The following is a 23,722-nucleotide window of genomic DNA, read 5'->3' on the forward strand; positions in this document are numbered from 1 at the left end:
TAAAGTTGATTGACTTTGGGTAGGGGTCCGGGTTCGGCGCGGATCAACCCGCGGCCGGGTCCTCCTCGGCTGCCTCGACGACCGGGTCGGTCCGTCCGGGCTCCACCTCGGGCGGTGTCTGGTTCAGGTAGACCACCACCGCGTTCAACGCCGCGACGAACGGTACCGCCACGAGCGCACCCGCGATCCCGGCGAGGTATACCCCGCAGGCGATCGAGAGGATCACCGCGAGCGGGTGGACCGACACCATCCGGCCCAGCAGGAAGGGCTGCAGGATGTGCGCCTCGAGCTGCTGCACGCCGATCACGCCCCCGAGCATGATCAGCGCCACGATCGGCCCCTGGTCGACCAGCGCGACGAGGCAGGCCACGAACCCGGACACCGTCGCCCCGACCAGCGGCACGAACGCGCCGAGGAAGACCAGCACCCCGATGGCCGCCACGAACGGCACCTTGAGGATCGCGGCGACGATCATGATGCCGACCGCGTCGACCAGCGCCACCAGCACCGTCGCCCGCACGAACTGCGTCAGGCTGAGCCAGGCCACCCGGCCGGAGGCGTCGACCCGCTCACGGGCGGCCCGCGGGAAGAGCCGGACCACCCAGGCCCAGATGGTGCGCCCGTCGGCGAGGAAGAAGTACGTCGCGAACAGCACGATGAAGAACCCGGCGACGATGTGGGTGATCGTCGTGCCGACGTCCTGCAGCCGACCCACGATCTCCTCGTTGCTGGAGACCACGAGGTCCTGCATCTCCTGGATGCCGTCGTCGATCTGCGCGTCCGAGACGTGGAACGGGCCGTCCCGCAGCCACGTGCGGATCTCCTCCAGCCCCTCGACCACCCCTTCGGCGAGGTCGTTCGCGCCCTGGATCACCTGCTGGGTGGCGAAGGTGAGCATCAGCCCGACCACGCCGAGCACCAGCACCACGACCAGCAGCGACGAGAGCCCTCGACCGAAGGCGAGCGCGAGCAGGTTGACCAGCGGCGCGACCAGGGCGGCGACGAACAGCGCCACCACGACCGGCATCATCACGAGCGAGAAGAACGACACCGCGTAGGCGATCACCGCGCCCGCGGCCACGATCACCAGGAACCGCCACGACCAGGCCGCGGCCAGGTCGACGCCGTAAGGCACGCGCGCCGTGCGGAAGTTCGACTGCCCCGCCCGGATGCTCGGCTCCTCCGGGTCGGCCTCGTCGTGGCGCCGCTCCGCGCGTACCTGGGCCCAGTGCTTGGCGAACTGCGCGGAGAACCGTCGCTCGAACTGGTCGTCGAGCTGCTCCTGCGACATCGCGCGCCGGCGGCGCCGGCTCAGCACGCCGTGGAGCCGGCCGCCCTCACACGGCGCGCCGGCCCCCTCCGAGCGTGTCTCGTCGGGCGGGGGGCCGTCCTCTGCGGGTCGCACCGCGTCAGCGTATGTCGGGGGTGGAACCGGGTCAGGACAGCGCGCGGTCGAGGTCGGCGACCAGGTCGTCGACGGTCTCGATGCCGACCGAGAGCCGGATCAGGTCCGACGGGACCTCGAGGTCGGTGCCGGCCACCGAGGCGTGGGTCATCCGGCCCGGGTGCTCGATCAGCGACTCGACGCCGCCGAGCGACTCCCCCAGAGTCCAGAGCTTCGTCGCCCCGCACACCTCGAGCGCCTTCTGCTCCCCTGCCGCGACCCGGAACGAGACGATGCCGCCGTACCTCTTCATCTGGCGGCTCGCCACCTCGTGGCCGGGGTGCGAGGAGAGCCCCGGGTAGACGACCTCGGAGACACCCGGGTGCTCGGAGAGGAAGGCGACGACCGCCTCGGCGTTGTCGCAGTGCCGCTCCATCCGCAGCGCCAGCGTCCGCAGCCCCCGCAGGACCAGCCAGGAGTCGAAGGGGCCGGCGACGCCGCCGATCGCGTTCTGGTGGTAGCGGATCTTCTCCGCCAGGTCGCCTTCCCGGACGACCAGCGCGCCGCCGACGACGTCGGAGTGGCCGCCGCAGTACTTCGTGGTCGAGTGCACGACCGCGTCGGCGCCGAGGGTCAGCGGCTGCTGGAGGTACGGCGAGGCGAAGGTGTTGTCGACGACGAGCAGCGCACCGGCGTCGTGGGCGATCCGCGCGAGCTCGGGGATGTCGGCGATGTTCAGCAGCGGGTTGGTCGGCGTCTCGACCCAGACGATCCTGGTCTCCCCCGGCCGGATCGCGGCGGCGACGGCCTCGGGGTCGGAGACGGGCGCCGGCGTGTGCGCCAGCCCCCAGGGGGTCTCGACGCGGTCGAAGAGCCGGTAGGTGCCGCCGTACGCATCGTTCGGGATCACCACGTGGTCGCCGGGGCGGCAGACCGAGCGCAGCAACGTGTCCTCGGCGGCGAGCCCGCTGGCGAAGGCGAACCCGTGGTCGCCGTCCTCGAGCGCCGCGATGCACTCCTCGAGCGCGGTGCGGGTCGGGTTGCCGGAGCGGGAGTACTCGTAGCCGCCGCGCAGCCCGCCGACCCCGTCCTGCAGGTAGGTGCTGGTCGCGTAGATCGGCGGGATCACCGCCCCCGTCGTCGGGTCGGGCTCGTAGCCGGCGTGGATCGCCCGCGACTCGAACCCCAGCTTCTCCACGCCCGCCCGGGCGCTCCCGCCCGCCTGGTCGCCGGTCCGGCCGCCCTTGTCCTCGTCGCTCATGACGACCAACGTACCCACGGGACTATCCGACCCACTTGCGTGGTTGCACAGACTGGAAGCCCAGAGAGACCGGAGGAACCCCATGCTGTTCTCGCGCCAGAAGAGCCGCCTGCCCGAGCCGGGCGAGGCGCTGCCCGGCCGCCCCGCGCCGTGGTTCACCCTCCCGGAGAAGCACCTGGTCCTCGACGCCCCGATCGTCACCGACGAGGTCCCCGAGGGGCTGGAGGTCGCGATCTTCGGCCTCGGCTGCTTCTGGGGCGCGGAGGAGATCTACTGGCAGAAGCCGGGCGTGTGGTCGACGAGCGTCGGCTACGCCGGCGGGATCACCCCGCACCCGTCGTACGAGGAGGTCTGCTCCGGGCTGACCGGTCACACCGAGGCCGTCCGGGTCGTCTACGACCCTGCGGTGGTCTCCTACGAGTCGCTGGTCAAGACCTTCTTCGAGGTCCACGACCCCACCCAGGGGATGCGGCAGGGCAACGACGTCGGCACGCAGTACCGCTCCGCGATCTACACCACCACGCCCGAGCAGGTCGAGGTCGCCGAGCGGCTGACGAAGGTCTACGGCGAGGAGCTCGCACGTCGCGGCCTGGGCCCGATCACCACCGAGATCGCCCCGGCGCCGACGTACTACTACGCCGAGGAGCTGCACCAGCAGTACTTGGCCCGGAACCCCTTCGGCTACCGCTGCCACGCCAACACCGGAGTCCCCTTCCCCGCCGACGCCTGAGGGACCTTCGAACCGCCCCTTCTGGCGCGCGCTGTAGGTGTTGAACCGCCCCTCGTGGCGCGCGTAATGGTGTTGAACCGCCCCTTCTGGCGCGTCCGTGCCGACCCGAGGGCCACTGGAACGTGCAGCTCTGCCTGAAGCCGGGGTGCATGACCGGTTCTCGAGAGAGCTGCACGTCCGACCGGACCAAGCCCGAAGCCGGATGGTGTCGAGCCGCCCCTTCTGGCGCGTCGAGACGCCCGCGCAGACGCCGTACGACGAGCAGCAGCACGCCACGAAGGGCGGCTCAACACCAAGCCCGGTCCACCACGAAGGGCGGTTCAACGCCTCCAGGCCCACCACGAGGGGCGGCTCAACCAGAGGTGTCGAGGGCGCGGATCTTCCGCCGCAGCAGCTCCTTCTCCCGCTCGTTGCCGCAGAGCTCGACGGCCCGGGCGAGCTCGGTACGCGCCTCGTCGACCCGGCCGAGGCGGGTCAGCAGCTCGCCCCGGACGCTCGGGAGCAGGTGGGAGCGGGTCAGCGTGCCGGAGGCGACGAGGTCGTCGACCAGCGGGAGGGCGGCGGCGGGCCCCTGGGCGACGGAGATCGCGACGGCCCTGTTGAGCTCGACGACCGGTGACGGCGCCAGCCGGGCGAGCGCCTCGTAGAGCACCACGATCCGGTCCCAGTCGGTGTCGTCGACCGAGGGAGCGACCGCGTGGCACTCGGCGATGGCCGCCTGGAGCCCGTAGGCGCCGAGCCCGCGGCCCACGCTGCCGGCCATCGCGAGGGCCGCCCGTCCCCGCCGGATCGCCGCCCGGTCCCAGCGCCGCCGGTCCTGCTGCTCGAGGAGGACCGCCTCGCCGTGCTCGTCGACCCGCGCCGGGAACCGGGACGCGGTCAGCTCGAGCAGGGCGAGGAGCCCCTGGGCCTCGGACTCGTCGGGGAAGAGCCGCGCCACGACGCGGGCCAGCCGGACCGCCTCGTGGGCGAGGTCCGTGCGGATCCAGTCGGTCCCCGACGTGGCCGCCGACCCCTCGGTGAAGATCAGGTAGACCACGCTGAGCACGGTCCCGAGCCGCTGTCGCCGCTCCTCGACGGACGGCACCTCGAACGGCACCTGCGCCGCCGCGAGGGTCTTCTTCGCCCGGGTGATCCGGGCCTGCACCGTGGCGGTCGGGACCAGGAACGCCGCCGCGATCTCCTCGCTGGTGAGACCGCCGACCACGCGGAGCGTCAGCGCCACGCTCGCCTCCCGCGACAGCACGGGGTGACAGGCGATCAGCACCAGCGCCAGCCGGTCGTCCTCGATCCGGTCGGGGTCCCACAGGAGGTCGTCCTCCACTTCGACGACCTCCTGGGCCAGCGCGGCGTACCGCTCCTCCAGCGCCGACCGGCGGCGGAAGGTGTCGATCGCCCGCCGCCGGCCGACGGTGAGCAGCCACCCGGTGGGGTCGCGCGGCACCCCGTCGCGGGGCCAGGACACCAGCGCCTCGGCGAGGGTGTCCTGGGCCAGGTCCTCCGCGAGCGAGAAGTCGCCGGTGTAGCGGGCCAGCGCCCCGACCACGCGCGGGGCCTCCCGCCGCCAGACCGCCTCGACGGCCTCGCGGCTCCCGGCCCGTACGGCGCTCAGAGCTGGCCGGTCGCCTCGCGCCACGCCCGCTCCTTCTGGATCCACACGTTGTCCTGCGGGAACTCGTCGATGCTGGTGACGCGGCGGATCTCGGTCTTCATGCCCGGGCCGGCCATCGGCGCCTTCTTCGCCCACTCGACGGCCTCCTCCTGCGAGGCCACGTCGAGGATGTAGAAGCCGCCGAACAGCTCCTTGGTCTCGCCGTAGGGACCGTCCGTCACGACCGGCGGCTCCGAGGAGTAGTCCACGACGACGCCCTTCTCCGCGTCGTCGAGCCCTTCGGCCGCGACCAGCACGCCGGCCGAGATCATCTCGTCGTTGAACCGGCCCATCGCCTCGAGGATCTCCTCGAACGGCACGTCCTGGAAGGAGGCGAACGCCTCGTCGGTCGCCCGCATGATCAGCATGTACTTCACGGTGCTCTCCTCGTCGTCCCGGGGCCCCTTCTGGCCCCTGCTGCACCAAGGTCGAACGGCACGGCGCCGGATCGACACGGCGGGCAGAACAATTTCAGACGAGCGGCGGTTCCGCAGGGTGCAGCAGCGAAAGCTGCCCGGTTCGCGCCTGCTCGGTGAGCTCCTGCATCCGCCGGCGGGAGGCGAACCAGCCCTTCACCTGCTCGGTCTGCAGCAGCGTGCCGTTGCGCGAGACCCGGATCGTCCACGGGATCCCGAAGAGCGACCGCGCGAAGGCGACCGGCACCACGAGCAGCATCAGCAGCAACAGCTCGACGGCGGCCAGGAGGAAGAACAGCAGCACCGGCAGGAGCAGGATCAGCAGGACCACGGCGATGATCGCGGAGATCGGGTCGTCACCGAGGTGGGTGGCGGAGCTGGTCCACCCGTCGGCGCTGCCGCCGGGCAGGTCCCTGACCCGCCGTCGCCAGGGCAGCCACTGCCGTTCGATGCGGAAGAAGGAGTTCTCGGGGCCGTAGACGCGCACAGTGCAGAAGCACACCGGGTCCGTCGGTCACCCGACAAGGACCTGACGTCCCGTCCTGCGGTTCACCGCGACTCGAAGGCGAGGCGGGCGCCGAGGGCGGCGAAGGAAGCGGCGAACGCCTTGCGGAGCCGCTCCAGGAGCCGCGGCCGCGAGAGCACCTGCTCGCGCAGGGCGGCCGCGCAGCAGCCGTAGCCGGCGAACACCACGAAGGTCATCGCCATGAAGACCGCGCTGAGCGCGAGCATCTGCCACGTCGCGCCGCCGATGCCCGGGGTGACGAACTGCGGCAGGAACGCGAAGAAGAACAGCGTCAGCTTGGGGTTCAGCAGGTTCAGCGTGATCCCGGAGCCGACCACCGACCGCCACGACCCGCCCCGCGACGACCCGCCCTCGACGACCAGCGCACCGCGGTCGCGCCAGGTCCGCCACGCCATCCACAGCAGGTAGCCGACACCGAGGTACTTCAGCACCTGGAACGCCACGCCGCTGGCGTGCAGCACGGCCGCGAGCCCGGTGATGGCCGCGACGAGGTGCGGCACGGTGCCGAGGGTGCAGGCGAAGGCAGCCACGAGGGCTCCCCGGCTCCCCCGCGCCAACCCGGTGGCGATGGTGAACAGGGCGCCGGTCCCCGGCGTCGCGACGATGACCAGCGCGGTCAGCAGGAACGTCGGCGTCATCCCTCGATGCTGGCAGCGGTGGCCCCGCACGTCCACCGCCTACTCGAGGAAGCCGGCCTCCTTCAGCCAGTCCTCGGCGACCTTGGTCGGGTCCTCGCCGTCGACGTCGACGCGCGCGTTGAGGTCGAGCAGCACCTCGTCGGTCAGCGCCTCGGAGACCGGGGCGAAGAGCTCCTCGACCTCCGGGTGGGCGTCGACGACCTCCTTCCGGAACACCGCGGAGACGTTGTACGCCGGGAAGAACCGCCGGTCGTCCTCGAGCACCACGAGGTCGAGCGCCTTGATCCGGCCGTCGGTGGTGAACACCTCACCGAAGTTGCACTCGCCCTGGTCGGTCGCCGCGTAGATCGCCCCGGTGGCCAGCGTCTTGACGTTCCCTCGCGGCACGTCGGAGCCGAAGGTGAGGTCGTAGGCCTCGAGCATCGGCTCGAACCCGTCGTTGCGGTTCTTGAACTCCGACTCGACGCAGAACGTCCGCTGCTCGGGCGGCAGCTCCTGGATCTCCGAGAGCTTGGTGATCCCGAGCTGGTCCAGCGTCTCCTTCGGCGTCGCGAAGCCGTAGGTGTTGTTCATCGGCGCAGGCTCGAGCCAGACGAGGCCGTTCTCCTCGAGGTCCTCGTCGCGCACCGCCTCGTACTGCTTCTTCTCGTCGGGGATCGGCTTGGTGTGCCCGAGGTAGCTGATCCATGCCGTGCCGGTGTACTCCCACTCCATGTCGACCTGGCCGTCGACCTGCGCGTAGCGGGCGCTCGCGCTGCCCGGGATGTTCGTCAGGTCGGTGACCCCGGCGCCGGCCGACTTCAGCAGGATCACCGCGATCTTGCCGAGGACCAGCTGCTCGGTGAAGTTCTTCGAGCCGACCTTGACCTCCGCGCCGGTCAGGTCGACGTCCTCGACGGGCCCCGCGAGCGTCCCGGTCGGGCTGAACCCGGACGCCGTCCCGAGCCCGCAGCCGGCGAGCGCGAGGAGGACCGCAATCCCGGCGACGAGTCGTGCGGCAGGAGCGCGCATCACAACCCCTTCGGCCGTACGGCGGTCTCGAGCACGCGTCCCAGCCAGTCGACGACCAGCGCGAGCAGCGCGATGAGGAGCCCGCCGCTGACCAGCACCGACGTGCGGAACAGCGTGATGCCCGTCTGGATCAGCGCGCCGAGACCGCCGGCGTCGATGAAGGTCGCGAAGGAGGCGACGCCGACGACCAGGACGAGGGCGGTGCGGACCCCCGCCATGATCACGGGCACGGCGAGGGGGAGCTCGATCCGCCACAGCACCTCGGCGGCGGACATCCCCATCCCGCGGCCCGCCTCGACGAGCGTGGCGTCCACCCCTTGGAGCCCGACGATGGTGTTCCGCAGCACCGGCAGGATGCCGTAGAGGGTGAAGGCGACGATCGCGGTCCAGAAGTCGAAGCCGAGCCAGATCGCGAAGAGCACGACGAGCCCGATCGCGGGGGCAGCCTGGCCGATGTTCGCGACGCCGACGACCAGCGGCGCGGCGCGGGAGAACCCCCGGCGGGTCAGCATGATCCCGAGCGGCACGGCGATCAGCAGCACCAGCACGGTGGCGACCACCGTGAGCCGGACGTGCTGCCAGGTCAGCCGGCCGATCGCGTCCCACGCGAGCTGCCGCGCCTCGATGTCGTCGAGGTCCGCGGTCAGCCGCCACGCGACCCAGCCGCCGAGCACCACGAGCACCAGCACCGGGATGCCGGCGAGCAGGAGGAGCTGCTCGCGGTTCGCCGACGACCGGAGCCGCGCGGCACGGCCGGTCGGGGCGGGCTGCGCGGCGGTGTCCGTCACGTGCGCTCCGTCCCGTCGGGACCGGAGCCCGCGGAGGCCTCCACCTGCTGGGCGGTCTCCTGGATGTGCCGGGTGACGCTGGCGAAGTCCACGACCCCCAGGAACTCGTCGCGCCGGCCGGTCACCACCGCGGCGCCGTAGCTGGAGCTGAGCATGTCGTCGAGGGCGTCGTTGAGGGTGGCGCGCCGGTCGACCCCGAGCACCTCGTCGCCGGCCGGCGGCGGGACCCGGTCCTGCCCCTCGAGGTCGCGCACCCAGCACCAGGCACGCGGCCGGCGGCGCTGGTCGAGCACGATCACCGAGCTCTCCCCCGCCTGGCCGGCCCGGGCGAGGACCTCGGCCACCGGCTCCCCCACCGACGCGGTCGGCCACGACCGCAGCTCGATGTCGTCGACCCGCGTGAGCGTGAGCTGCTTGAGCCCGGACCCGGCGCCGACGAAGTCCTCGACGAACCGGTTCGCGGGGGCGGCGAGGACGTGCTCGGGGGTGTCGTACTGCGCGACCTGCGCGCCCTCCTGGAGGATGCAGATCCGGTCGCCGAGCTTCACCGCCTCGTCGATGTCGTGGGTCACGCAGACGATCGTCTTGCGGAGCTCGGACTGGATCGACATCAGCTCGTCCTGGAGCCGCGAGCGGGTGATCGGGTCGACGGCGCCGAACGGCTCGTCCATGAGCACCACCGGCGGGTCGGAGGCCAGCCCACGTGCGACGCCGACCCGCTGCTGCTGGCCGCCGGAGAGCTCGCGCGGGTATCGGTCCCGGTAGCGGCCGGGGTCGAGGTTGACCAGGTCAAGCAGCTCGTCGACCCGGGCCTCGACGCGCTTGTCGTCCCACTTCAGCAGCTTGGGCACCAGCGCGATGTTCTGCGCGACGGTCATGTGCGGGAACAGGCTGCCGCCCTGGATCACGTAGCCGATGTGGCGGCGCAGCTCGTCGACCTTCTGCTTCCGGACGTCGTCGCCGCCGATGGTGATCGTCCCCGAGGTCGGCTCGATGAGCCGGTTGATCATCTTCAGCGAGGTGGTCTTGCCGCACCCCGACGGCCCGATGAACATGACGATCTCGCCGGCCGGCACGTGCAGGGTGAGCCCGTCGACCGCCGGCCGCTCCTGGCCGGGATAGCTCTTCGTCACGTCGACGAGCTCGAGGTCGACGCCACTGATCGGCTGGTCGGTCATCTCAGGCACGGATCCCCTTCGAGGTGGTGAGCCGCCCGAGCAGCAGCAACAGCGCGTCGAGCACCAGCGCGAGGAGCACGACGCCGATCGTCCCGACCAGGGCGGAGTAGAGCGCGTTGGCGTTGCCGATCTGCTCCAGCCCGCTGAAGATGTAGCCGCCCAGCCCGGGGCCGAGCACGACGGCCGCGATCGCCGCCACCCCCATCGACATCTGCGTCGAGGTCCGGATCCCGGCCAGGATCACCGGCCATGCCAGCGGCAGCTGGACGCGCAGCAGGGTGGCCACCGCGCCCATCCCCATCCCCCGCGCGGACTCCAGCAGGGTCCGGTCGACACCCTGCAGGGCCACCACGGCGTTGCGCAGGATCGGCAGGACTGCGTAGAAGGTGACCGCCGCGACCGCCGGCCCCGGCCCGATGCCGAGCAGCGGCAGCAGGAACCCGAGCAGCGCGAACGACGGGAGGGTGAGGCCGATCGCGCTCACCGCGTTCGCCAGCCCCTCGAGGGCCGGCACCCGGGTCACCAGGACGGCGAGCAGGAACGCGATGACCGCGGCCAGGGCCACGCACTGCACGACGAGGGAGACGTGCTGGTAGCCGCCGTACACGATGTCGGCGCGCTCCTGCACGATGAAGTCCCACACGGCTGCGCGTCACCCCCTGGTCGGCGGCTCCTACCCCGTCGTCCCGTCGGGAAACCCCCTCAGCGGTCGACCCACTCCGTCCCGGCGGGCCGCAGCACGCCGTTCCCGCCGGTCGCCTCGGCCACCACACCGTCGAGCGGCGCGCCCGGAGGAGCGGCCAGCACCATGGTCACCGACGGACCGTAGGCGACGTCGCGCACCACGACGCCGCGGCTGCGCAGGTCGTTCTCGACCCGACCGGCCTCGGCGTGGCCGACCTCGAGCACCACCAGCTCGAGCAGCCGCTGCTCGCGGGTGCCGGCGGCCGCGAGCCCCTCGCGCACCGCCTCGCCGTACGCGCGGACCAGCCCGCCGGCCCCGAGCAGCACCCCGCCGAACCACCGGGTGACCACCACGACCGCGTCGCTCACCCCCGCCCCGCGGAGCACCTCGAGCATCGGCGCCCCGGCGGTGCCGGCGGGCTCGCCGTCGTCGGCGGAGCGGGCGACGGTGCCGGTGGGGCCGAGCACGAACGCCGAGCAGTGGTGGCGGGCGTCCCAGTGCTGCCGGCGGGCCGCCTCGACCACGGCGCGCGCGGCCTCCTCGGTCGCCACCCGCTCGACGCGGCAGAGGAACCGCGAGCGCTTGACCTCGATCTCCGCCTCGGCCGTCCGCGCGGGCACGAAGTACGACGTCACGCTCACCAGACCCCCAGGACCTGACCGCCGAGCCGCACCACGAACCCCGTCACCACGAGCAGGAAGAAGACCCGCACGAACCCTCCGCCCCGGGCCACCGCCGTCCGCGCGCCGACGTAGGAGCCGACGAGGTTCGCCGCACCGACCACCAGCCCGGTCCGCCACAGCACGGCGTCCTGCGGGACGAAGACGACGAGTGCCGCGAGGTTGGTGGCCCAGTTCGCCATCTTGGCCTTCGCCGACGCCTCGAGGAACGAGTAGCCGAGCAGCCCGACCAGCGCGAACACGAAGAAGGAGCCGGTGCCGGGGCCGATCGCGCCGTCGTAGCCGCCGATCACGAACCCCGCCGCCATCGCCACCGCGGTGTGCCGGTGGCCGGAGAACCGCAGCGTGGTCACGTCACCGATCGCGGGCCGGAGCAGCACGTAGCCGCCGACGAGCACCAGGACGACCAGCACCAGCGGGTCGAACGCCGAGCGCGGGATGTGGGAGGCGGCGAAGGCGCCCAGCAGCGACCCGGCGAAGGCGAGCACCATCAGCGGCAGGAACGTCCGGGCGTCGGGCTTCACCCGCCGGTAGTAGGTGATCGAGCTGGTCGTCGTGCCGCACACCGAGGCGAGCTTGTTCGTCGCCAGCACCTGCACCGGTTCCGCCCCGGGCAGCCCGAGCACCAGCGCCGGGAGGAGCACCAGCCCGCCGCCCCCGACCACGGCGTCGACGAAGCCCGCGAACAGCGCCGCCAGGACGAGCAGCGCGAGGACCTCGAGCGAGGGGTCCAACCGCTAGTCGCGGGCGAGGAACGCGAGCAGGTCCTGCCGGGTGAGCACGCCGACCGGCTTGCCGTCCTCCTGCACCAGCAGGGCGTCGGCGCCCTCGAGCGCCTCGACCGCCCGCTCGACCGGCTCGGTGGAGCCGATCGTCGGGAACGGCTCGCCCATGTGCGCCTCGACGAGATCGCTCAGCCGCGCCTCGCTGCGGAACAGCAGGTCGAGGAGGACCTTGTCCGACACCGAGCCGGCGACCTCGGCGGCCACGACGGGCGGCTCGGCGCGGACCACGGGCATCTGCGAGACGCCGTACTCCTTGAGGATCTGCACCGCCTCCGCGACCGTCTCGTGGGGGTGCGTGTGCACCAGGTCGGGCAGCCGGCCGTCCTTGCCGCGCAGCACCTCGCCGACCGTCCGCCCCGGGCTCGCCGGCAGGAAGCCGAAGCGGGCCAGCCACTCGTCGTTGAAGACCTTCGTCAGGTAGCCGCGGCCGGAGTCCGGGAGCAGCACGACGACGACCGCGTCCTTGCCCTCCGGGGTCCCGGCGAGCTCGCCGGCCAGCTGGGCCGCGGCGAACGCCGCCATCCCGCTCGACCCGCCGACCAGCAGCCCCTCCTCCCGGGCGAGGCGGCGGGTCATCGTGAACGAGTCGCCGTCGGAGACCTCGATCACCCGGTCGACCACGGAGCCGTCGTAGGTCGTCGGCCAGAAGTCCTCGCCCACCCCTTCGACGAGGTACGGGCGGCCCGTGCCGCCGCTGTAGACCGAGCCGGCCGGGTCCGCCCCGACCACCTGGACCCCGGTGCCCTGCTCCTTGAGGAACCTGCCGACGCCGCTGATCGTGCCGCCGGTGCCCATGCCGGTGACGAAGTGGGTGATCCGGCCCTCGGTCTGCCGCCAGATCTCCGGTCCGGTGTCCTCGTAGTGCGAGCGGGGGTTGTGCTCGTTGGAGTACTGATCGGGCTTCCAGGCGCCGTCGATCTCCTGCACCAGCCGGTCGGAGACCGAGTAGTAGCTGTCCGGGTGCTCGGGGGCGACCGCCGTGGGGCAGACGACCACCTCGGCGCCGTACGCCTTGAGGACGTTGCGCTTGTCCTCGCTGACCTTGTCCGGGCAGACGAAGACGCAGCGGTACCCCTTCGCCTGCGCGACCAGGGCGAGGCCGACGCCGGTGTTGCCGGAGGTCGGCTCCACGATCGTGCCGCCCGGCTTCAGCGCCCCCGACTCCTCGGCGGCCTCGACCATCCGGACGGCGATGCGGTCCTTCACCGAACCGCCGGGGTTGAGGTACTCCACCTTCGCCAGCACCAGGGGGCCGTCAGGGTGCACCACCCGGCCGAGCCGTACCAACGGGGTGTTGCCGACAAGGTCCAGCATCGACTCGACGTAGTCCACGCCGCGAGTCTAGACAGCGTCGGGTCGCGGAGGTCCGCCCCAGCCCGGCCCGAGCAGCGCCTCGCCGCCGTCCAGGGCGGTGAGCACCCACGGGCCGCGCTCGGTCACGGCCACCGTGTGCTCGAAGTGCGCGGCGAGCCGGCCGTCGTCGGTGGCGACCGTCCACTCGTCGTCGAGGAGGTGGTTGCGTGGCGACCCTGCGGTCACCATGGGCTCGACGGCGATCACCAGCCCCGGGGTGATCCGGAGCCCGCGGCCCCGGCGCCCGAGGTTGGGCACGTCGGGAGGCTGGTGCATCGCGGTGCCGATGCCGTGGCCGGTGTACTCCTCGACCAGCCCGAACGGCCCCTGGCCGCGGACGTGTTCCTCCACGGAGGCCGAGACGTCACCGAGCCGCCCGCCGGGGCGGGCGGCAGCCAGCCCCTTCCAGAGCGCCTCCTCGGTCACGCGGAGCAGCTTGCTGGCCTCCGGGGTGACTTCGCCGACCGGGACGGTCACCGCCGCGTCGCCGTGCCACCCCTCGACGATCGCCCCGCAGTCGATCGAGACCAGGTCGCCCTCGGCGAGGACGCGGCTCCCGGGGATGCCGTGGACGATCTCGTCGTTGACCGAGACGCAGATCGTCGCCGGGAAGGGCGGCTCGCCGTAGCCGAGGAACGACGGGGTCGCGCCGCTGGAGCGGATGTGGTCCTCAGCGACCCGGTCGAGCTCCGCGGTGGTGAGCCCTGGGCGCACGGTGGCGCGCAGCAGCTCCAGGGTGCGGCCGACGACGAGCCCGGCGGCCCGCATCAGCTCGATCTGCTCAGGCGTCTTGTACTCGACGCCCCGGTCGCGGAACACGGTCGTGGCAGGGCGCGGTGGGGCCGGCTCAGCCGGCCTTGCCCAGCCCCTCGAGGATCCGGCCGGTGACCGCCTCGACGTCGCCGATCCCGTCGACGTCGACGAGGAGGCCGCGCTCCCGGTAGACGTCGAGCAGCGGCGCGGTCTGCTCGGTGTAGAGCTGCTGGCGGCGCCGGACGACCTCCTCGGTGTCGTCGCTGCGCCCCTCGATCTGCGCCCGCTTGAGCAGCCGGGCGACGAGCTCGTCCTCGTCGGCGGTCAACGCGACCACCGCGTCGAGCTCGTAGCCGTACTCGCGGAGGATCGTGTCGAGCTCCTCGACCTGGGCGAGGGTGCGCGGGTAGCCGTCGAGCAGGAACCCCGCCTTGGCGTCCTCCTCGCCGAGCCGGTCGCGGACCATCGCGTTGGTCACCGAGTCGGGGACGTACTCACCGGCGTCCATGTAGCGCTGTGCCTCGACGCCGAGCTCGGTCTTGTTCGCGACGTTCATGCGGAAGATGTCCCCGGTCGAGATCGCGGGGATCCCGAACTTCTGCGAGACGACCTTCGCCTGGGTGCCCTTGCCCGCGCCCGGCGGACCCATCAGCAGGAGGCGCATTAGCGGAGGAACCCTTCGTAGTTGCGCTGCTGGAGCTGGCTCTCGATCTGCTTCACCGTGTCGAGGGCGACGCCCACCATGATCAGGATCGAGGTGCCGCCGAACGGGAAGTTCTGGTTGGCATTGACCAGCGCGAGCGCGATCAGCGGGATCAGCGCGATCAGGCCGAGGTACGTCGCTCCCGGGGCGGTGATGCGGGAGAGGACGTAGCTGAGGTACTCCTCGGTCGGCTTCCCGGCCCGGATCCCAGGGATGAAGCCGCCGTACTTCTTCATGTTGTCCGCGACCTCCTGGGGGTTGAAGGTGATCGCGACGTAGAAGTAGGTGAAGAAGATGATCATGGCGAAGTAGACCGCCATGTAGATCGGGTGGTCCCCGGAGACCAGGTGGGCCTGGATCCACTGGGCGACCGAGCTGCTCTGGTCCTGGTCGAACTGGGTCGCCAGCGCCGGGAGGTAGAGCAGGCTCGAGGCGAAGATGACCGGGATGATGCCGGCCTGGTTCACCTTCAGCGGGATGTACGTCGAGCTCCCGCCGTACATCCGCCGGCCGACCATCCGCCGGGCGTACTGCACGGGGATCCGCCGCTGCCCCTGCTCCATGAAGATGACCACGGCGATGATCACCATGCCGATGACCAGCACCATGCCGAAGACGTCCCAGCCGCGCTCCTCCTTCAGCTGCCACAGCGCCGAGGGGAAGGTCGCGACGACCTGGGTGAAGATCAGGATCGACATGCCGTTGCCGATGCCGCGGTCGGTGATGAGCTCGCCGAACCACATGATGATCGCGGTGCCGGCGGTCATCGTGATGACCATCGTCAGCATCGTCTGGACGCCGTCGTCGTAGAGCAGCGGGAGCGTGCACCCCTGGAGCAGCTGGCCGCCGCGGGCGAGCGCGACGATGCCGGTCGCCTGGAGGATCGCGAGGGCGAGCGTCAGGTAGCGGGTGTACTGCGTGATCTTCGCCTGGCCGGCCTGGCCCTCCTTCTTGAGGGCCTCGAGCCGAGGGATCACCACGACCAGCAGCTGCAGGATGATGCTGGCGGTGATGTAGGGCATGATCCCGAGCGCGAACACGGTCAGCTGGAGCAGCGCTCCGCCGGAGAACAGGTTGATCAGCCCGTAGACGCCGCTGTTGCTCTCGAGCTGCGCCACGCACTCGCGGACGTTCGAGACGTTGACGCCGGGCGACGGCAGCTGCGAGCCCAGCCGGAAGATCACGATGATCGCGAGCACGAACAGCAGCTTGCGACGCAGGTCCGGCGTACGGAACGCGTTGACGAATGCGCCTAGCAAGGGTCCCTCTTTCTGCTCCGACGGCGCCGTGGCGCCGCCTCGTGACCGGGGCCGGCCTCGGGGCCCTCAGGCCCCCGGAAGCCTAACAGGGGCCCGCCCGCCCACCGCCGCAGCGTGCGACGTGGAACGGTCGGGCCCCTGTGAGGTGGTCAGATCTCGGTGGTCGAGCCGCCGGCGGCGGCGATCTTCTCCTTGGCCGAGCCGGAGAACGCGTGCGCGCTCACCTGGACGGCCGCGGAGATCTCGCCGTTGCCGAGCACCTTGACCGGGCGACCGGCGCGCACGGCGCCCTTCGCGGCCAGGTCGACCGGGGCGACCGTGCCGCCCTCGGGGAACAGCTCGTTGATCCGGTCGAGGTTGACGACCTGGTACTCCACCTTGAACGGGTTCTTGAACCCCTTCAGCTTGGGCAGCCGCATGTGCAGCGGCATCTGACCGCCCTCGAACGCCGGGGAGACGTTCTTGCGGGCGCCGGTGCCCTTGGTACCGCGACCGGCGGTCTTGCCCTTGGAGCCCTCACCGCGACCCACACGGGTCTTGGCGGTCTTCGCGCCCGGAGCCGGCCGCAGGTGGTGCAGCTTCAGCGACATGTCAGGCACCTCCCTCTACCTCTTCGACCGTCACGAGGTGACGGACGGTGTGGACCATGCCCCGGATCTCGGGACGGTCCTCCTTGACGACCACGTCGCCGATCCGCTTCAGCCCGAGCGAGCGCAGGGTGTCGCGCTGGTTCTGCTTGCAGCCGATCGTCGACCTGTGCTGGGTGACCTTGATCGCCATCAGGACGACACCTCCGCCCGCGCCTTCAGCAGCGCCGCCGGGGCGACGTCCTCGACGGAGAGGCCACGGCGCGCGGCCACGGCCTCCGGCTCCTCGAGCCCCTTCAGGGCCTCGACGGTGGCGTGCACGATGTTGATCTGGTTCGACGAGCCGAGCGACTTGCTCAGCACGTCGTGGATGCCGGCGCACTCGAGCACGGCGCGCACCGGGCCACCGGCGATCACACCGGTACCGGGAGCGGCCGGGCGCAGGAGCACCACGCCGGCAGCCTTCTCGCCCTGGACGGGGTGCGGGATCGTGCCCTGGACGCGGGGGACGCGGAAGAAGTGCTTCTTGGCCTCCTCGACGCCCTTGGCGATCGCGGCCGGCACCTCCTTGGCCTTCCCGTAGCCGACGCCGACCATGCCGTCACCGTCGCCGACGATCACGAGGGCGGTGAAGCTGAAGCGACGACCACCCTTGACGACCTTGGCGACACGGTTGATCGCGACGACCCGCTCGATGTAGGCGGTCTTGTCCGCTGCCTGGCCGCGACGGTCGTCGCGACCGCGACGGTCGCCCCCACCGGTACGGCGCTGGGGTCCGCTCATGTCGAACTACCTTCTCTCTCTGGTCTGCTCTGCTGCGATCGTCGGGCGATCAGAACGCGAGCCCGCCCTCGCGGGCACCGTCGGCGAGGGCCGCGACGCGGCCGTGGTACTTGTTCCCGGCGCGGTCGAAGACCACGCCCTCGACGCCCGCCGCCTTCGCACGCTCGGCGACCAGCTCGCCGACGCGCTTGGCCTTGGCCGACTTGTCGCCCTCGACCGAGCGGAGCTCGGCCTCCATCGTCGACGCGTAGGCCAGCGTGCGGCCCGCGTCGTCGTCGACGACCTGCGCGGTGATGTGCTTCGCCGAGCGGGTGACCACCAGCCGCGGACGCTCCGGGGTGCCCGCGATGCGCTTGCGGCCCCGGACCTGGCGACGCAGGCGGGACGCGGCGCGCCCGGTGGTGTGCTTGCGCTGCTTGAGTGCGATCGCCATGGTCACTTACCAGCCTTTCCGACCTTGCGGCGCACGACCTCGCCCGCGTAGCGCACACCCTTGCCCTTGTAGGGCTCGGGCTTGCGCAGCTTGCGGATCTTGGCCGCGACCTCGCCGACCAGCTGCTTGTCGATGCCGGCGACGCCGAACTTCGTCGGGCCCTCCACCGTGAACGTGATGCCCTCGGGGGCGTCGAACACGATCGGGTGGGAGTAACCGAGCTGGAACTCCAGCTGGGTGGGCCCCTTGGACAGGACGCGGTAACCCACGCCCACGATCTCGAGCTTCTTCTCGTACCCCTGCGTCACGCCGGTCACCATGTTGGCGATGAGCGTGCGGGTCAGCCCGTGCAGCGAGCGCGACTCGCGCTCGTCGTCGGGCCGGGTCACCGTGACGGCGCCGTCCTCGTCGCGGGCCACCGTGATGGGGGCCGCGACCGTGTGGCTGAGGGTCCCCTTGGGGCCCTTCACCGTCACGTGGCGGTCGTCGAGCGTGACCTCGACACCGGACGGGACCGGGACGGGGAGCTTGCCGATGCGCGACATGCCTAGTTCTTCCTCTCGGTCCTGGTCACCAGACGTAGGCGAGGACTTCGCCGCCCACGCCCTTCTGGTTCGCCTGTCGGTCGGTCAGCAGCCCCTGGCTCGTCGAGATGATCGCGATGCCGAGGCCACCGAGGACCTTGGGCAGGGACGTGTGCTTGGCGTACACGCGCAGACCGGGCTTGCTGATGCGGCGGATGCCGGCGATCGAGCGCTCCCGGTTCTGGCCGTACTTGAGGGTGATGGTCAGCACCTTGCCGACCTGCCCCTCGGGGGCGTCGTCCACGTCGTAGCCGGTGATGTAGCCCTCCTGCTGGAGGATGTCGGCGACGCCGGCCTTCAGCTTGCTGTGCGGCATCGTCACCGAGTCGTGGTACGCCTGGTTGGCGTTGCGCAGACGCGTGAGCATGTCTGCGATCGGGTCGGTCATCGTCATGACAGTGTCAGTTCCTTCTCGCCGTGGTTTCCCGTGAGGGACCTGCGGCGTCCGTGCGGTCTGACGGGCGCTCGGAGCGCCCGGGACCACCAGTGGTCGGGGTGGAGGTCACCAGGAGGACTTGGTCACGCCGGGCAGCTCGCCCCGGTGCGCCATGTCCCGCAGGCAGATCCGGCAGAGGCCGAACTTGCGGTAGACGGCCTTGGGCCGGCCGCAACGCTGGCACCGGGTGTAAGCCCGGACAGCGAACTTCGGCTTGCGGGCGGCCTTGACCTTCAGCGCGGTCTTCGCCATCTCAGTTGCCCTCCTTGAACGGGAAGCCGAGCTGCTTGAGCAGCGCGCGGCCCTCGTCGTCGTTGGTCGCGGTGGTCACCACGGTGATGTCCATGCCCCGCGACCGGTCGATCTTGTCCTGGTCGATCTCGTGGAACATGACCTGCTCGGTGAGACCGAAGGTGTAGTTGCCACGACCGTCGAACTGCCGGTCGGAGAGGCCGCGGAAGTCGCGGATCCGGGGCAGCGCCAGGGTCAGCAGCCGGTCGAGGAACTCCCACATCCGGTCGCCGCGCAGCGTGACGTGCGCGCCGATCGGCATCCCCTCGCGGAGCTTGAACTGCGCGATGGACTTGCGGGCCCGGGTGACCTGCGGCTTCTGGCCGGTGATGACCGTGAGGTCACGCACGGCACCCTCGATCAGCTTCGAGTCGCGGGCGGCCTCACCGACGCCCATGTTGACCACGATCTTGGTCAGGCCGGGCACCTGCATGACGTTGGCGTAGCCGAACTGCTGGTGCAGCGCCGGGAGGATCTCCTCGCGGTAACGCTGCTTCAGCCGCGGCAGCTGCCGGGTCTCGGTGGCGGTGTCAGTCATTCTCAGATCTCCTCACCGGACGCGCGCGAGACGCGGACGCTGCGCTGTGCGGTGTACGACGAGCCGTCGGCCCGGCGCTTCTCGACCTCGACACGCTTGAACCCGACGCGGGTGGTCTTGCCACCCTCGACGAGCATCACGTTCGAGACGTGCACGGGGGCCTCCGAGGTGATGATCCCGCCGGTGTTCCCGGCGCGACCGCCCTGCTGGAGGACCTTGGTGTGGCGCTTGACGAGGTTGACGCCCTCGACGATCACGCGGTCCTCCTCGCGGAGCACCTGGATGACCTTGCCCTCAACGCCCTTGTCCTTGCCGGCGATCACCTTGACGGTGTCGCCCTTCTTGATGTTCACGCTGTTGCGCTTCTTCTCAGCCATGGTTCAGAGCACCTCCGGCGCGAGCGAGATGATCCGCATGAACTTCTTCTCGCGCAGCTCCCGGCCGACGGGCCCGAAGATGCGGGTGCCACGGGGCTCGCCGTCGTTCTTGAGGATCACCGCGGCGTTCTCGTCGAAGCGGATGTACGAGCCGTCCGGACGACGCCGCTCCTTCACGGTGCGGACGACGACCGCCTTGACGACGTCACCCTTCTTGACGTTGCCGCCGGGGATCGCGTCCTTGACGGTCGCGACGATCGTGTCCCCGATGCCGGCGTAGCGGCGACCCGAGCCACCGAGCACCCGGATGCAGAGGATCTCCTTCGCACCGGTGTTGTCGGCGACCTTGAGTCGCGACTCCTGCTGGATCACTGTCTTCTCCTGGTCTCACCGGTTCTCCGCCCGGGGGCGGAGCCTGGTGGAACTCGTCGTTTGCGGCCTTCCCGGTGGGAAGGCGGTTACTTGGCCTTCTCGAGGATCTCGACGACGCGCCAGCGCTTGGTGGCCGACAGCGGACGGGTCTCCATGATCTGGACCCGGTCGCCGACGCCGCACTGGTTCTGCTCGTCGTGCGCCTTGAGCTTGCTGGTGCGCCGCATGACCTTGCCGTAGAGCGCGTGCTTCACGCGGTCCTCGACGAGGACGACCACGGTCTTGTCCATCTTGTCGCTGACCACGAGCCCCTCGCGGACCTTGCGGCTCGCGCGGGTCCCGGTCGTCTCGGTGCTGCTCACGTCGGTGCTTCCCTCGCTCATGCGTCACTGCCCTCCGTGCCGGGGGCCTGGCGGATCCCCAGCTCGCGTTCCCGGACCACGGTGTAGATCCGGGCGATGTCGCGCTTGACCGTCCGCAGACGGCCGTGGTTCTCGAGCTGGCCGGTGGCGGACTGGAACCGGAGGTTGAACAGCTCCTCCTTCGCCTCCCGCAGCCGGGTCTCGAGGTCGGCGTTGGTCATCTCGTCGAGCTCGTGGGCCTTGGTCGTCGCGGCCATCAGATCTCACCAGCCTCTCGCACGACGAAGCGGCACTTCATCGGCAGCTTGTGCATCGCCCGACGCATCGCCTCGCGGGCGACGTCCTCGGGGACACCGGACAGCTCGAACATCACCCGACCGGGCTTGACGTTCGCGACCCACCACTCGGGCGAGCCCTTGCCGGAACCCATGCGGGTCTCGGCCGGCTTCTTGGTCAACGGGCGGTCGGGGTAGATGTTGATCCACACCTTGCCGCCACGCTTGATGTGACGGGTCATCGCGATACGCGCCGACTCGATCTGGCGGTTGGTCACGTAGTGACCCTCGACCGCCTGGATGCCGAAGTCGCCGAAAGCGAGGCTGGTCCCGCCCTTGGCGGCACCGGTCCGCTTCGGGTGGTGCTGCTTGCGGTGCTTGACCCTGCGGGGCATCAACACGGCTCAGCCCTCCGTCGGGGTGGTCGTCGGGGCCGCGGCCTCCGCCGGAGCGGTGGCCGGGGCCTCGGTGGTGGTCTCGGCAGCACCCTCGGCGCGGGCCGAACGGGTCGGCCGGTCGCCACGGGAGCCACGGGTGGGACGGTCGCCGCCGCGGGACGGACGCCCGCGACCCGGGGCACCGGCGCGCGCGGCGGCCTGCGCCTCGCGCTCGGCGCGGGTGCCGGCGACCTCGCCCTTGTAGATCCAGACCTTCACGCCGATGCGGCCGAAGGTGGTCCGGGCCTCGTAGAAGCCGTAGTCGATGTCCGCACGGAGCGTGTGCAGGGGCACGCGGCCCTCGCGGTAGAACTCCGAGCGCGACATCTCGGCGCCACCGAGGCGGCCCGAGCACTGGATCCGGACTCCCTTGGCGCCGGAGCGCATCGAGGTCTGGATCGCCTTGCGCATCGCGCGCCGGAAGGCGACACGGCCGGAGAGCTGCTCGGCGACACCCTGGGCGACCAGCTGCGCGTCGATCTCGGGGTTCTTCACCTCGAGGATGTTCAGCTGCACCTGCTTGCCGGTGAGCTTCTCCAGCTCGCCGCGGATGCGGTCGGCCTCGGCGCCACGGCGACCGATGACGATGCCGGGACGCGCCGTGTGGATGTCCACGCGGACGCGGTCGCGGGTGCGCTCGATCTCGACCTTGGAGATGCCGGCCCGCTCCATGCCCTTGCTGAGCAGGCGGCGGATCGCCACGTCCTCACCGACGTAGCTCTTGTAGAGCTTGTCGGCGTACCACCGGCTCTTGTGATCGGTGGAGATGCCGAGGCGGAAACCGTTCGGGTGGATCTTCTGACCCATCAGGCCTTCCTGCCCTTCTTCTCGGTGTCGACGGCCGTGCGCGGCTGCACCACGAGGGTGATGTGGCTCGTCCGCTTGTTGATGCGGGAGGCGCGGCCCTGGGCGCGCGCACGCCACCGCTTCATCGTCGGGCCCTCGTCGACCATCGCCTTGCTGACGACCAGCGTGCCGGCGTCGAGCCCCTCGGTGCCGGTCGCGTTGGCGACCGCGCTCGCGAGGACCTTGTAGACGGTCTCCGACGCGGCCTGCGGCGCGAACTGCAGCAGGTCGAGGGCGTCCTGGACGTCCTGCCCACGCACCATGTCGACGACCCGGCGGGCCTTCTGGGGCGTGATGCGGACGAAGCGGGCGCTGGCGAAAGCGCCGGGCTCGTCGCCCAGCAGGCTCTCGCGGCGGGCGCTCACCTGCCTACGCTCCATTGTGCTCATGAATCTCTCGTCTCCGATCGGCCGACCGCGTCAGCGGCGGCGGCTCTTCCGGTCGTCCTTGACGTGACCGCGGTAGGTGCGGGTGGGCGCGAACTCGCCGAGCTTGTGCCCGACCATCGCGTCGGTCACGAACACCGGCACGTGCTTGCGGCCGTCGTGCACGGCGATGGTGTGGCCGATCATCTCGGGCACGATCATCGAGCGGCGCGACCACGTCTTGATCACGTTGTGGGTGCCCTTGTCGTTCTGGACCTCCACCTTCTTGATGAGGTGGCCGTCCACGAAGGGGCCCTTCTTCAGGCTGCGAGGCATCTGGGTCAGTCCTTTCGGCAGCGTGGCGGCGAAGCCGACGCTCTCGAATCAAATCGAATGGTCAGCGACGCTTGCCGGTCTTGCGGCGACGGATGATCTGGGAGTCCGAGGCCTTGCTCCGGCGGGTGCGCCCCTCCGGCTTGCCCCACGGCGACACCGGGTGGCGACCACCCGAGGTCTTGCCCTCACCACCACCGTGCGGGTGGTCGACCGGGTTCATGACGACACCGCGGACGGTCGGGCGCTTGCCCTTCCAGCGCATGCGGCCCGCCTTGCCCCAGTTGATGTTGGACTGCTCGGCGTTGCCGACCTCGCCGATCGTCGCGCGGCACCGGACGTCGACGAACCGCATCTCGCCCGAGGGCATGCGCAGCGTCGCGCGGCTCCCCTCGCGGGCGACGAGCTGGGCGGAGTTCCCCGCCGAGCGGGCGATCTTCGCGCCGCCCCCGGGGCGGAGCTCCACGCAGTGGATCGTCGTGCCGACGGGGATGTTGCGCAGCGGCAGGTTGTTGCCCGGCTTGATGTCGGCCCGGACGCCGGCCTCGACCGTCATCCCCTGCCGCAGGTCCTTCGGCGCGATGATGTAGCGCTTCTCGCCGTCGGCGTAGTGCAGCAGCGCGATGCGCGCGGTGCGGTTCGGGTCGTACTCGATCTCCGCGACCTTGGCCGGCACGCCGTCCTTGTCGTAGCGACGGAAGTCGATGATCCGGTAGGCGCGCTTGTGGCCACCGCCCTGGTGCCGGGTGGTGATCCGGCCCTGGTTGTTGCGGCCACCCTTCTTCGGGAGCGGCTTGGTCAGCGACTTCTCCGGCGTGGTCCGGGTGACCTCGACGAAGTCGGCGACCGACGAGCCGCGACGGCCCGGCGTGGTCGGCTTGTACTTACGGATTGCCATGTCT

The 23,722-nt window shown here is 70.9% G+C and carries 34 protein-coding genes; 1 reads left to right on the forward strand and 33 read right to left on the reverse strand.

Translation table 11 applies throughout. From position 1 onward, the window contains the following. Positions 1-43: 43 nt before the first annotated feature. Together FIP57_RS06885 and FIP57_RS06890 are read right to left on the reverse strand one after the other, a co-directional pair. A complete protein-coding gene (locus FIP57_RS06885; RefSeq protein WP_238993337.1) occupies positions 44-1,405 on the reverse strand; it encodes an AI-2E family transporter in 1,362 nt (453 codons plus the stop codon). 31 nt (positions 1,406-1,436) lie between these two features. Next, positions 1,437-2,645, reverse strand: coding sequence for a cystathionine gamma-synthase (locus FIP57_RS06890; protein WP_148572788.1), 1,209 nt, complete (start codon positions 2,643-2,645; stop codon positions 1,437-1,439). A gap of 82 nt (positions 2,646-2,727) precedes the next feature. Between FIP57_RS06890 and msrA the strand changes: the two genes are divergently transcribed. Next, positions 2,728-3,375: a peptide-methionine (S)-S-oxide reductase MsrA gene (gene msrA / locus FIP57_RS06895; RefSeq protein ID WP_148572789.1), complete on the forward strand. Its 648-nt coding sequence runs from the start codon at positions 2,728-2,730 to the stop codon at positions 3,373-3,375. Positions 3,376-3,727: 352 nt separating this feature from the next. On the opposite strand, the gene FIP57_RS06900 is transcribed toward msrA, so the two are convergent. The 31 genes from FIP57_RS06900 to rplB form a co-directional block, all read right to left on the reverse strand. Beyond that, a complete protein-coding gene (locus FIP57_RS06900) occupies positions 3,728-5,011 on the reverse strand; it encodes an RNA polymerase sigma factor (RefSeq protein ID WP_238993338.1) in 1,284 nt (427 codons plus the stop codon). Beyond that, the gene (locus tag FIP57_RS06905; protein ID WP_238993351.1) at positions 4,984-5,394 is read right to left on the reverse strand and encodes a YciI family protein; all 411 of its coding nucleotides are present in this window, start codon (positions 5,392-5,394) and stop codon (positions 4,984-4,986) included. Before FIP57_RS06905 ends, FIP57_RS06900 begins: the two co-directional genes overlap by 28 nt. 103 nt (positions 5,395-5,497) lie before the next feature. Continuing rightward, positions 5,498-5,944 (reverse strand): hypothetical protein, encoded by a 447-nt coding sequence (locus FIP57_RS06910; protein WP_148572792.1) that lies wholly within the window; start codon positions 5,942-5,944, stop codon positions 5,498-5,500. Positions 5,945-5,991: 47 nt separating this feature from the next. Beyond that, on the reverse strand, positions 5,992-6,606 hold the full coding sequence (locus tag FIP57_RS06915; protein ID WP_148572793.1) for a LysE family translocator: 615 nt from the start codon (positions 6,604-6,606) through the stop codon (positions 5,992-5,994). A gap of 39 nt (positions 6,607-6,645) precedes the next feature. Further along, a complete protein-coding gene (locus tag FIP57_RS06920) occupies positions 6,646-7,617 on the reverse strand; it encodes a glycine betaine ABC transporter substrate-binding protein (RefSeq protein ID WP_148572794.1) in 972 nt (323 codons plus the stop codon). After that, positions 7,617-8,405: an ABC transporter permease gene (locus FIP57_RS06925; protein WP_148572795.1), complete on the reverse strand. Its 789-nt coding sequence runs from the start codon at positions 8,403-8,405 to the stop codon at positions 7,617-7,619. Before FIP57_RS06925 ends, FIP57_RS06920 begins: the two co-directional genes overlap by 1 nt. Then, on the reverse strand, positions 8,402-9,583 hold the full coding sequence (locus tag FIP57_RS06930; RefSeq protein WP_148573045.1) for an ABC transporter ATP-binding protein: 1,182 nt from the start codon (positions 9,581-9,583) through the stop codon (positions 8,402-8,404). Before FIP57_RS06930 ends, FIP57_RS06925 begins: the two co-directional genes overlap by 4 nt. A gap of 1 nt (position 9,584) precedes the next feature. Continuing rightward, positions 9,585-10,226, reverse strand: a complete 642-nt coding sequence (locus FIP57_RS06935) for an ABC transporter permease (RefSeq protein WP_148572796.1) — start codon at positions 10,224-10,226, stop codon at positions 9,585-9,587. 59 nt (positions 10,227-10,285) lie between these two features. Further along, positions 10,286-10,909: a YigZ family protein gene (locus FIP57_RS06940; RefSeq protein ID WP_148572797.1), complete on the reverse strand. Its 624-nt coding sequence runs from the start codon at positions 10,907-10,909 to the stop codon at positions 10,286-10,288. After that, positions 10,906-11,682 (reverse strand): sulfite exporter TauE/SafE family protein, encoded by a 777-nt coding sequence (locus FIP57_RS06945; protein WP_148572798.1) that lies wholly within the window; start codon positions 11,680-11,682, stop codon positions 10,906-10,908. The genes FIP57_RS06940 and FIP57_RS06945 overlap by 4 nt, the downstream gene beginning before the upstream one ends. A 3-nt stretch (positions 11,683-11,685) precedes the next feature. Further along, a complete protein-coding gene (locus FIP57_RS06950) occupies positions 11,686-13,065 on the reverse strand; it encodes a cystathionine beta-synthase (RefSeq protein WP_148572799.1) in 1,380 nt (459 codons plus the stop codon). A 9-nt stretch (positions 13,066-13,074) separates the two neighbouring features. Next, a complete protein-coding gene (gene map, locus FIP57_RS06955) occupies positions 13,075-13,905 on the reverse strand; it encodes a type I methionyl aminopeptidase (protein WP_148572800.1) in 831 nt (276 codons plus the stop codon). Between the two features lie 28 nt (positions 13,906-13,933). After that, a complete protein-coding gene (locus tag FIP57_RS06960; RefSeq protein WP_148572801.1) occupies positions 13,934-14,503 on the reverse strand; it encodes an adenylate kinase in 570 nt (189 codons plus the stop codon). After that, positions 14,503-15,801: a preprotein translocase subunit SecY gene (gene secY, locus FIP57_RS06965; RefSeq protein WP_148572802.1), complete on the reverse strand. Its 1,299-nt coding sequence runs from the start codon at positions 15,799-15,801 to the stop codon at positions 14,503-14,505. The genes FIP57_RS06960 and secY overlap by 1 nt, the downstream gene beginning before the upstream one ends. A 149-nt stretch (positions 15,802-15,950) precedes the next feature. Next, a complete protein-coding gene (gene rplO / locus FIP57_RS06970; protein WP_148572803.1) occupies positions 15,951-16,391 on the reverse strand; it encodes a 50S ribosomal protein L15 in 441 nt (146 codons plus the stop codon). Between the two features lies 1 nt (position 16,392). After that, positions 16,393-16,581 (reverse strand): 50S ribosomal protein L30, encoded by a 189-nt coding sequence (gene rpmD, locus FIP57_RS06975; protein ID WP_420846682.1) that lies wholly within the window; start codon positions 16,579-16,581, stop codon positions 16,393-16,395. Beyond that, positions 16,581-17,171: a 30S ribosomal protein S5 gene (rpsE, locus tag FIP57_RS06980; RefSeq protein WP_148572804.1), complete on the reverse strand. Its 591-nt coding sequence runs from the start codon at positions 17,169-17,171 to the stop codon at positions 16,581-16,583. The genes rpmD and rpsE overlap by 1 nt, the downstream gene beginning before the upstream one ends. Positions 17,172-17,220: 49 nt before the next feature. Next, positions 17,221-17,604: a 50S ribosomal protein L18 gene (gene rplR, locus FIP57_RS06985; protein ID WP_148573047.1), complete on the reverse strand. Its 384-nt coding sequence runs from the start codon at positions 17,602-17,604 to the stop codon at positions 17,221-17,223. Positions 17,605-17,606: 2 nt separating this feature from the next. Next, positions 17,607-18,149, reverse strand: a complete 543-nt coding sequence (gene rplF / locus FIP57_RS06990; RefSeq protein ID WP_148572805.1) for a 50S ribosomal protein L6 — start codon at positions 18,147-18,149, stop codon at positions 17,607-17,609. A 25-nt stretch (positions 18,150-18,174) separates the two neighbouring features. Then, positions 18,175-18,582: a 30S ribosomal protein S8 gene (gene rpsH, locus FIP57_RS06995; protein ID WP_148572806.1), complete on the reverse strand. Its 408-nt coding sequence runs from the start codon at positions 18,580-18,582 to the stop codon at positions 18,175-18,177. A 108-nt stretch (positions 18,583-18,690) separates the two neighbouring features. Beyond that, positions 18,691-18,876, reverse strand: a complete 186-nt coding sequence (locus FIP57_RS07000; RefSeq protein ID WP_148572807.1) for a type Z 30S ribosomal protein S14 — start codon at positions 18,874-18,876, stop codon at positions 18,691-18,693. Between the two features lies 1 nt (position 18,877). After that, the gene (gene rplE, locus FIP57_RS07005) at positions 18,878-19,453 is read right to left on the reverse strand and encodes a 50S ribosomal protein L5 (protein ID WP_148572808.1); all 576 of its coding nucleotides are present in this window, start codon (positions 19,451-19,453) and stop codon (positions 18,878-18,880) included. 2 nt (positions 19,454-19,455) lie between these two features. After that, entirely contained in the window at positions 19,456-19,830 is a 375-nt protein-coding gene (gene rplX, locus FIP57_RS07010; protein WP_238993339.1) for a 50S ribosomal protein L24, read from the reverse strand. A gap of 3 nt (positions 19,831-19,833) precedes the next feature. Next, positions 19,834-20,202: a 50S ribosomal protein L14 gene (rplN, locus tag FIP57_RS07015; protein ID WP_028660618.1), complete on the reverse strand. Its 369-nt coding sequence runs from the start codon at positions 20,200-20,202 to the stop codon at positions 19,834-19,836. 86 nt (positions 20,203-20,288) lie between these two features. Next, a complete protein-coding gene (rpsQ, locus tag FIP57_RS07020; RefSeq protein WP_148572809.1) occupies positions 20,289-20,585 on the reverse strand; it encodes a 30S ribosomal protein S17 in 297 nt (98 codons plus the stop codon). Then, complete coding sequence (rpmC, locus tag FIP57_RS07025; RefSeq protein ID WP_148572810.1) at positions 20,582-20,821, reverse strand: 50S ribosomal protein L29; 240 nt, start codon at positions 20,819-20,821, stop codon at positions 20,582-20,584. The genes rpsQ and rpmC overlap by 4 nt, the downstream gene beginning before the upstream one ends. After that, positions 20,821-21,240 carry a 50S ribosomal protein L16 gene (gene rplP, locus FIP57_RS07030; protein WP_148572811.1) on the reverse strand — a complete coding sequence of 140 codons (420 nt, stop codon included), beginning with the start codon at positions 21,238-21,240 and terminating at the stop codon, positions 20,821-20,823. Before rplP ends, rpmC begins: the two co-directional genes overlap by 1 nt. Before the next feature lie 3 nt (positions 21,241-21,243). Next, a complete protein-coding gene (gene rpsC, locus FIP57_RS07035; protein ID WP_148572812.1) occupies positions 21,244-22,083 on the reverse strand; it encodes a 30S ribosomal protein S3 in 840 nt (279 codons plus the stop codon). Then, the gene (gene rplV, locus FIP57_RS07040) at positions 22,083-22,511 is read right to left on the reverse strand and encodes a 50S ribosomal protein L22 (protein ID WP_148572813.1); all 429 of its coding nucleotides are present in this window, start codon (positions 22,509-22,511) and stop codon (positions 22,083-22,085) included. Before rplV ends, rpsC begins: the two co-directional genes overlap by 1 nt. 30 nt (positions 22,512-22,541) lie before the next feature. After that, complete coding sequence (rpsS, locus tag FIP57_RS07045) at positions 22,542-22,823, reverse strand: 30S ribosomal protein S19 (RefSeq protein WP_148572814.1); 282 nt, start codon at positions 22,821-22,823, stop codon at positions 22,542-22,544. A gap of 61 nt (positions 22,824-22,884) precedes the next feature. Next, positions 22,885-23,718: a 50S ribosomal protein L2 gene (rplB, locus tag FIP57_RS07050; protein ID WP_148572815.1), complete on the reverse strand. Its 834-nt coding sequence runs from the start codon at positions 23,716-23,718 to the stop codon at positions 22,885-22,887. Positions 23,719-23,722: the final 4 nt, after the last annotated feature.

The sequence above is a fragment of the Nocardioides caldifontis genome, assembly GCF_008087345.1.
Taxonomy (GTDB): domain Bacteria; phylum Actinomycetota; class Actinomycetes; order Propionibacteriales; family Nocardioidaceae; genus Marmoricola_A; species Marmoricola_A caldifontis.

Bases quoted from the DNA above. Each gene is read 5' to 3' on its own strand.
- FIP57_RS06890 (WP_148572788.1), bottom strand. From the start codon at position 2,645: ATGAGCGACGAGGACAAGGGCGGCCGGACCGGCGACCAGGCGGGCGGG.
- msrA (WP_148572789.1), top strand. From the start codon at position 2,728: ATGCTGTTCTCGCGCCAGAAGAGCCGCCTGCCCGAGCCGGGCGAGGCG.
- FIP57_RS06905 (WP_238993351.1), bottom strand. From the start codon at position 5,394: ATGCTGATCATGCGGGCGACCGACGAGGCGTTCGCCTCCTTCCAGGAC.
- FIP57_RS06915 (WP_148572793.1), bottom strand. From the start codon at position 6,606: ATGACGCCGACGTTCCTGCTGACCGCGCTGGTCATCGTCGCGACGCCG.
- FIP57_RS06920 (WP_148572794.1), bottom strand. From the start codon at position 7,617: ATGCGCGCTCCTGCCGCACGACTCGTCGCCGGGATTGCGGTCCTCCTC.
- FIP57_RS06930 (WP_148573045.1), bottom strand. From the start codon at position 9,583: ATGACCGACCAGCCGATCAGTGGCGTCGACCTCGAGCTCGTCGACGTG.
- FIP57_RS06960 (WP_148572801.1), bottom strand. From the start codon at position 14,503: ATGCGCCTCCTGCTGATGGGTCCGCCGGGCGCGGGCAAGGGCACCCAG.
- rplO (WP_148572803.1), bottom strand. From the start codon at position 16,391: ATGTCGCTGAAGCTGCACCACCTGCGGCCGGCTCCGGGCGCGAAGACC.
- rpmD (WP_420846682.1), bottom strand. From the start codon at position 16,581: ATGGCGATCAAGGTCACCCAGCACAGGTCGACGATCGGCTGCAAGCAG.
- rpsE (WP_148572804.1), bottom strand. From the start codon at position 17,171: ATGAGCGGACCCCAGCGCCGTACCGGTGGGGGCGACCGTCGCGGTCGC.
- rplR (WP_148573047.1), bottom strand. From the start codon at position 17,604: ATGGCGATCGCACTCAAGCAGCGCAAGCACACCACCGGGCGCGCCGCG.
- rplF (WP_148572805.1), bottom strand. From the start codon at position 18,149: ATGTCGCGCATCGGCAAGCTCCCCGTCCCGGTCCCGTCCGGTGTCGAG.
- rpsH (WP_148572806.1), bottom strand. From the start codon at position 18,582: ATGACGATGACCGACCCGATCGCAGACATGCTCACGCGTCTGCGCAAC.
- FIP57_RS07000 (WP_148572807.1), bottom strand. From the start codon at position 18,876: ATGGCGAAGACCGCGCTGAAGGTCAAGGCCGCCCGCAAGCCGAAGTTC.
- rplE (WP_148572808.1), bottom strand. From the start codon at position 19,453: ATGACTGACACCGCCACCGAGACCCGGCAGCTGCCGCGGCTGAAGCAG.
- rplX (WP_238993339.1), bottom strand. From the start codon at position 19,830: ATGGCTGAGAAGAAGCGCAACAGCGTGAACATCAAGAAGGGCGACACC.
- rpsQ (WP_148572809.1), bottom strand. From the start codon at position 20,585: ATGAGCGAGGGAAGCACCGACGTGAGCAGCACCGAGACGACCGGGACC.
- rpmC (WP_148572810.1), bottom strand. From the start codon at position 20,821: ATGGCCGCGACGACCAAGGCCCACGAGCTCGACGAGATGACCAACGCC.
- rpsC (WP_148572812.1), bottom strand. From the start codon at position 22,083: ATGGGTCAGAAGATCCACCCGAACGGTTTCCGCCTCGGCATCTCCACC.
- rplV (WP_148572813.1), bottom strand. From the start codon at position 22,511: ATGAGCACAATGGAGCGTAGGCAGGTGAGCGCCCGCCGCGAGAGCCTG.
- rpsS (WP_148572814.1), bottom strand. From the start codon at position 22,823: ATGCCTCGCAGCCTGAAGAAGGGCCCCTTCGTGGACGGCCACCTCATC.
- rplB (WP_148572815.1), bottom strand. From the start codon at position 23,718: ATGGCAATCCGTAAGTACAAGCCGACCACGCCGGGCCGTCGCGGCTCG.